General features: G+C 68.5%; 5 protein-coding genes. 3 read left to right on the plus strand and 2 right to left on the minus strand.

Features of this window, described 5'->3' with window-relative positions; genetic code table 11:
* From P7D22_RS05275 to P7D22_RS05285, 3 genes are all read left to right on the plus strand, one after another.
* Nucleotides 1-599: DUF1839 family protein (locus tag P7D22_RS05275; protein ID WP_319933172.1), on the plus strand; the 599-nt coding region annotated here is incomplete at its 5' end.
* Nucleotides 593-2320 carry an alpha/beta fold hydrolase gene (locus P7D22_RS05280; RefSeq protein ID WP_319933173.1) on the plus strand — a complete coding sequence of 576 codons (1728 nt, stop codon included), beginning with the start codon at nt 593-595 and terminating at the stop codon, nt 2318-2320. The genes P7D22_RS05275 and P7D22_RS05280, both read left to right, overlap by 7 nt.
* Nucleotides 2321-2347: 27 nt before the next feature.
* Nucleotides 2348-3076: a GDSL-type esterase/lipase family protein gene (locus tag P7D22_RS05285; RefSeq protein ID WP_319933174.1), complete on the plus strand. Its 729-nt coding sequence runs from the start codon at nt 2348-2350 to the stop codon at nt 3074-3076.
* A 75-nt stretch (nt 3077-3151) separates the two neighbouring features.
* Here P7D22_RS05285 and P7D22_RS05290 read toward each other — a convergent pair whose 3' ends face one another.
* Both P7D22_RS05290 and P7D22_RS05295 read right to left on the minus strand, forming a co-directional pair.
* Entirely contained in the window at nt 3152-4783 is a 1632-nt protein-coding gene (locus P7D22_RS05290) for an ABC transporter ATP-binding protein (RefSeq protein WP_319933175.1), read from the minus strand.
* Complete coding sequence (locus tag P7D22_RS05295) at nt 4780-5724, minus strand: acetamidase/formamidase family protein (protein ID WP_319933259.1); 945 nt, start codon at nt 5722-5724, stop codon at nt 4780-4782. The genes P7D22_RS05290 and P7D22_RS05295 overlap by 4 nt, the downstream gene beginning before the upstream one ends.
* Nucleotides 5725-5879: the final 155 nt, after the last annotated feature.

The following is a 5879-nucleotide window of genomic DNA, read 5'->3' on the forward strand; positions in this document are numbered from 1 at the left end:
CCTACCGGCCGGGCGACCTGCCACTGCTGCCCTATGCGGAGATCATCAAGTTCGACGTCGGGCCGCCGGCCGCCGACCCGGTCGCCACGGCCCGCGTGCTGCTGGCCGAGCACCTGGCCCGTCGGCCACGCCGCAACCCGTTCCGCGCCTGGGCGAACGAGCTCGGGCGCGACACGGAAGCGCTGGCGCACCGGCCGGAAGCCTACTTTCACGCTTATGCGTTCAACGTGCTGCGCCAGTTCGGCGCCAACTTCGGCTGCCTGCAGGCCCATCTGGCCTGGCTGAGCGAGGCGGGGGAGACCGGCCTCGCACCCGCCGAGGCAGCGGCGGACGCCATCGCCCAGGAGGCCAAGCTGCTGCAGTTCCAGCTCGCCCGCGCCGCCGCGCGCAACAAGGTCGCGGAGGTCGGCGACAAGGTCGCGGCCCTGGCGGCGCAATACGACCGGCTTATCGAGGTTCTGGTCGATGAGGCCGGCGCTTCGCGGCCAAGGCGCTCGGCCATCGGCCGATCCGTCGAGGCCGAGGCTGGCACGAGGACCGTGCGGGCGTCGCTCCTTTCTCCCATGCAGGCAACCACGGCGGTCGCACCGGTATGCTGACGGCCGTTGCAGAATACCCGGCACCACTCGCCCAGCCACAGCCGCAGGAGCGACCAGTCTCGATCGGCAGCCTCTTCGGATGGCTGACGCCGGGCCATAACGGTCGCGGTGTGATCTTCTGCGGCACGTGGGGCTACGAGCAGCATTGCGCTCATCGCCCATGGCGCGAACTCGCCCGGCGCATCGCTGCAACGGGATGCACCACCCTGCGCTTCGATTATCCCGGTTCGGGCGATTCGGGTGACGACACGCTCGAGCACGAAGGGCCCTGGACGAAAGCGATCCGTCACGCCGTTCGATATCTGCGCGCCGTGGCCGCGGTCGACGAGGTAGTGCTGGTCGGCCTCAGGCTCGGGGGTACCCTGGCGGTACTGGTGGCGGACGACGAGCCCATCGACCGCATGATCCTCCTGGCGCCCTTCGCGACCGGCAAGGCTTTGATCCGCGAAGCGACGCTGCAAGCCCGCATGATCGACGTGCTGCCCGATGGCAGCCCCATGCCGGCCACGGCAGGCGCAGTCACGGCTGGCGGCTTCGCCCTCGCCCCGACAGTTCTGACGGAGATCGCCGGGATCGACCTGATGCGGCGGGATCATCGACCGGCCACCCACATCCTGCTGATGGGTCAGGATCGCGGCACCTTGGCGGACCGTTACCGGGATCTCGGCGCCACGATCACCACCCTGCCCTTTCCCGATCTGGCGCACCTCTGCGCCAACGCTCTCGAATCCCGGTTCAGCGAGGCGACCCTGGCGACTGTGGCCGAGCATGTCGCGCGTGGCCTACCAAGCAACCGAATGCCCTCTTTTGCGTCGCGTTCCCCGTCGGAAGCTCGGATCGAGGGACCGCATGGGTTCGAGGAGCCGGTCCGCTTCGGGCCGGGGGTGGTGGGCGTCGAATGTCACCCGCTCGTCAAACCGCGAGACCCGGTCGTACTCTTCTTGAACATGGGCCTCGACGTCCATTCGGGCCCAGGGCGGCAAACAACCCAACTTGCCCGCAGGTTGGCCGGCGCCGGCCTTCGATCCCTGCGCATGGACCTCAGGGGCGCGGGCGACAGCCCCGACCGGCCGGACGGCCGCCTTCCTCTCTACGATCTGGCCGCGCTCGACGATGTCCGGGCTGCGGTCGATCACATCGCGACCCGCTGGGGAGGGCCGATCATCGTCGCCGGCACGTGCAACGGCGCCTATCTGGCCTTGCATGCGATCTGCCGGGATCACCGCATCGCCGGGGCGGTGCTTGTCAACCTGTATTGCTTCGATTGGGACCTGGCCCATGGAGGCGCCCCTTATTCCGCAACGGCGGCACGGAGCATCGCCACCTATCTCAGCCTCGCCGGGCACGGACCTGCCTGGCGCCGGGTGCTCGGCGGACGCACGCCCGTCCTGAAAATCATCCGCACGCTGATGCGGCGCTTGAGGGACGACATGCGACGGCGGTTCGCCGCGGCGTTCACCCGCGATCGTCGAGCGGTGCGCCTTCCCGACCGCATTGCCGCGGTGCGGCGGCGCGGTGCTCAGCTCGCGCTCCTGTACAGCGCCGGCGACCTGGGGCTGACGGATCTTCACGTCCGCTTCGGACGGGCGCCGGCCCGGCTGGAAAAAACCTTCGGACGGCCCGTCCGCATCGTGCCGGGTGTCGACCACGCCTTCAACGCCATGCCGGCGCGCGAGGCGCTTTATGAAACTCTGATAGATGTTTCGGCGCGCTTATCCTGACCTCAAGCCCGGCAAGGACGAGCAAGGGTGAGAAGATTCGCCGTGTCGGTGGCCGTTATGGCGGCTTTCTGCGCCGGGGTGGTGCTTGGGGTCACGGTGGTACAGCTGCGCCTGTCGCCAGTGTGGCGGCTGATCGCCGGCGTCGAGATGCACGTGCTCCACACCGACTTCACCCCCAACTGGCCGATGCTGCACAAGCAGGCGCTCTACCATGACAATCCTTCCACCATGCCGATCGTCATGGCGGGCGATTCCCTGGTCGACTACGCCGATTGGCCGGCGCTGCTGCGGCGGTCGGATGTCGGCAACCGCGGCATCACGGGCGACTCGGCGGAAGGCTTGCTGCAGCGTGCCGACGAGTTGGCCGCGCCCGGCGCCACGATCGCCCTGATGATCGGCGAGAACGACCTTGCGGCGCACCAAACCGTGGCGGCGACCTGCACCACCGTGGCCCTGCTGGTGCGGCGCCTGACGGCCGATCACCCGCTGATCCTGCACGCCACGCTGTTGACCGCCGCCCCGACGCTGAACGGGCCGATCCGGGAGCTGGACGCCTGTGAGCGCAGGGCCTGCGCCGAGGCTGGACGATGCACCTTCCTCGACCTCAACCCGATCATGGCACCAGCCGGGATCCTCGACCCCGCCCTGACGCTCGATGGCTTTCATCTGAACCAGCAGGGTTACGTCCGCTGGGCCGATGCGCTGCGTCCCGTGCTGGACGCGCGCGTTCACGAAAGACCAGGACCTAGGGATTGAACCCGACCGAGGTCGGCGACGATGAACGCCCTGACTGGGGCCGATGATCGCAACGGCTCGAACCCCGGTCGGCGATCAAGCGAAGGTCGGAACCGCTTCCATGAGGGCGCGCGTGTAGGCGTGCTGGGGCGCCTCGAACACCGAGCGGCGCGGCCCCTGCTCGACGATCGCGCCGCCCCGCATCACCGCGACGTGGTGGCTCATGCGCTCGATAACGGCCATGTCGTGCGAGATGAACAGGTAGGCGAGGCCAAGCTCTTCCTGCAGTTCGGCCATGAGGTCGAGCACGTGCGCCCGCACCGAAACGTCGAGCGCCGAGACGCTTTCGTCGGCCACGATCAGCTTCGGCTCGAGCGCCAGCGCACGGGCGATGCACAGGCGCTGGCGCTGGCCGCCCGAAAATTCATGCGGGTAGCGGGACGCGGCATCGGCCGGCAAGTGGACACGGCGGAGCAGCGCGGCAACGCGGTCGCGTCGCTCGCCCGCGTTGCCGATGCCGTGGATCGCGAGCGGCTCCGCAATGGCGCCGCCGATCGACATGCGCGGGTCGAGCGACGCATAAGGGTCCTGGAAGATCATCTGCGCCACCCGGCGCACTGGCTTCATGGCGCGCGGCGCCAAACCGGCGATAGCCTGCCCGTCGATCACCACCTCCCCGACAAAGGGCACGAGGCCGAGCACGGCCTTGCCGACCGTCGACTTGCCAGAGCCGCTCTCGCCCACGAGGCCCAGCGTTTCCCCTGCCTTTACCGTGAAGCCGATGCCGGCAACGGTTGGACCTGGGGTCCGGCGCCGGAACAGTCCTGCCGGTCGACCATAGGTGACCGACAGGTCGCGGACGAAGAGCACGGGCCCGGGTGCCACCGGCACGGGCGGCGCCTCCGTGACGCGCGGCGGGGCATCGGTGCCCGCATGGGCGCCAAGACGGGGCACGGCGGCAAGGAGCTGCCGCGTATAGGGCTGTTCGGGGCGATGCAGAACGGCCGAGGCCGTTCCCTCCTCCACGACGCGGCCCTTGTTGAGGATCAGCACCCGATCGGCCATCTGGCCCACCACGCCCATATCGTGGGTGATGAGCACGACCGCGGTGCCGAACTCGGCTTTCAACTCGCGCACGAGCCTGAGGATCTGGGCCTGAACCGTAACGTCGAGGGCCGTCGTGGGCTCATCGGCGATCAGCACCTTGGGTCGACACGACAACGCCATGGCGATCATCACGCGCTGGCGCATGCCGCCCGACAGCTCGTGCGGGTATTGGCTGAGGCGCCGCGCCGGGTCGGTAATGTGCACGGCATCCAGCATGGCGCGGGCACGCGCCTCGGCGCCGCCGCCCGCAGCGGCGCCGTGGGCCCGGATGGCTTCCGTGAGCTGCGCCCCCACGGTCATGACCGGGTTGAGCGACGTCATGGGTTCCTGGAAGATCATCGCGACGGCGCCACCCCGCAAACCCCGCATGGCGCGCTCAGGCAGCGTCGTCAGCTCGCGGCCATCCAGCACGATCGAGCCGTCCCGTCGCTTCAGCGACGGCGACAGCAGCCGCATGATAGCCAGTGCCGTGAGCGACTTGCCGGAACCCGACTCGCCCGCGAGGCACAGGGTTTCGCTGGGCTGCAGAGCGAAGCTCACGTTCTCCAGCACCGGCCGCAAGCCTTCGGGCGTGCGGGCATCGATCGACAGGTTGCGAACCACGAGGATCGGGTCGGTCACGAGAACACGATGCGAGGGAAGTAGAACGAAACCAGCCAGTTCGGCTGATCGACGATCTCGCTGATGCGCAGGTCGCCGCACACGGACAGCAGGATATAGGCATCAACGGGGGCAAGCCCGTGCTCGGCCCCGAGAAGGTCGATCATCCGCATCACGCTCTCGCGCGCGGCCGTCATCAGGTCGGGACCGACGCCTGTGGTGGCCTCGTAGCCCATGCCGTCAAGGTGGCGCGTGACGGGGCCCGGCGTGGTGAAGCGCGGGCTCTTCAGGTTGGCGCCCTTGACGAGGTCGAGGGTCAGTTCGACGTCCATCTGGCTTTCGATGGCGGTGCCGCACACCTCGCCGTCGCCCTGCGCCGCATGGGTGTCGCCGATCGAGAACAGCGCGCCCGCGACCTCCACCGGCAGGTAGAGCGTGGTGCCCTCGGCTAGGTCTCGAATGTCGAGGTTGCCACCCACATTGCGGGGCGGCACCACGGAATGCACGCCGGGCGCGGCCGGCGCGACGCCGATCTCTCCTGCAAAGGGTTTCAGCGGCACGCGACCCTTCGGGCCGTAAACGGCCGGCGCCAGGGATGCGGGATCGTAGCTCCACATATGCAGGGCCGGGTCGGGGAACTGGTCAGCCAGCAGCCCGAAGCCGGGGATGTTGGCGGTCCAGCCGAGGCCCGAGGGGATGAACTTGCGGAACGTCACCTTCAGCGCGTCACCCGGCTCGGCGCCCTCCACAAAGACGGGCCCCGACACCGGATTCACCTTGGCGAAGTCGAGCGTGCGCACGTCGGCTGCGGTGGAGGCCTTGCTGAAATGGCCGTTGCCGGCGTCGAGGCATTCAAAGCCGATCGTTTCACCCGGTCGGCAGGTAACGACGGGCGCGAAGTCGCGGCTCCAGCCAAAATTATGCTGACGGCGGTGGATGGTGTGGGCGCAGGTGAGGCACATGGGATCTTGCAATTCCTTATCCCGGGCGAGCGAAGCCTTGGGGATGGGTGGTCACAGGTCGAAACGGTTTGCTGCCGTCATTCCGGACGAAGCGAAGCGAAGATCCGGAACCGGGGGCCTTGGCACCTGAGGCATGGGGCTCCCGGTTCCGGGTT

Origin of the sequence: Lichenihabitans sp. Uapishka_5, assembly GCF_033947565.1 — a bacterium.
Taxonomy (GTDB): Bacteria; Pseudomonadota; Alphaproteobacteria; order Rhizobiales; family Beijerinckiaceae; genus Lichenihabitans.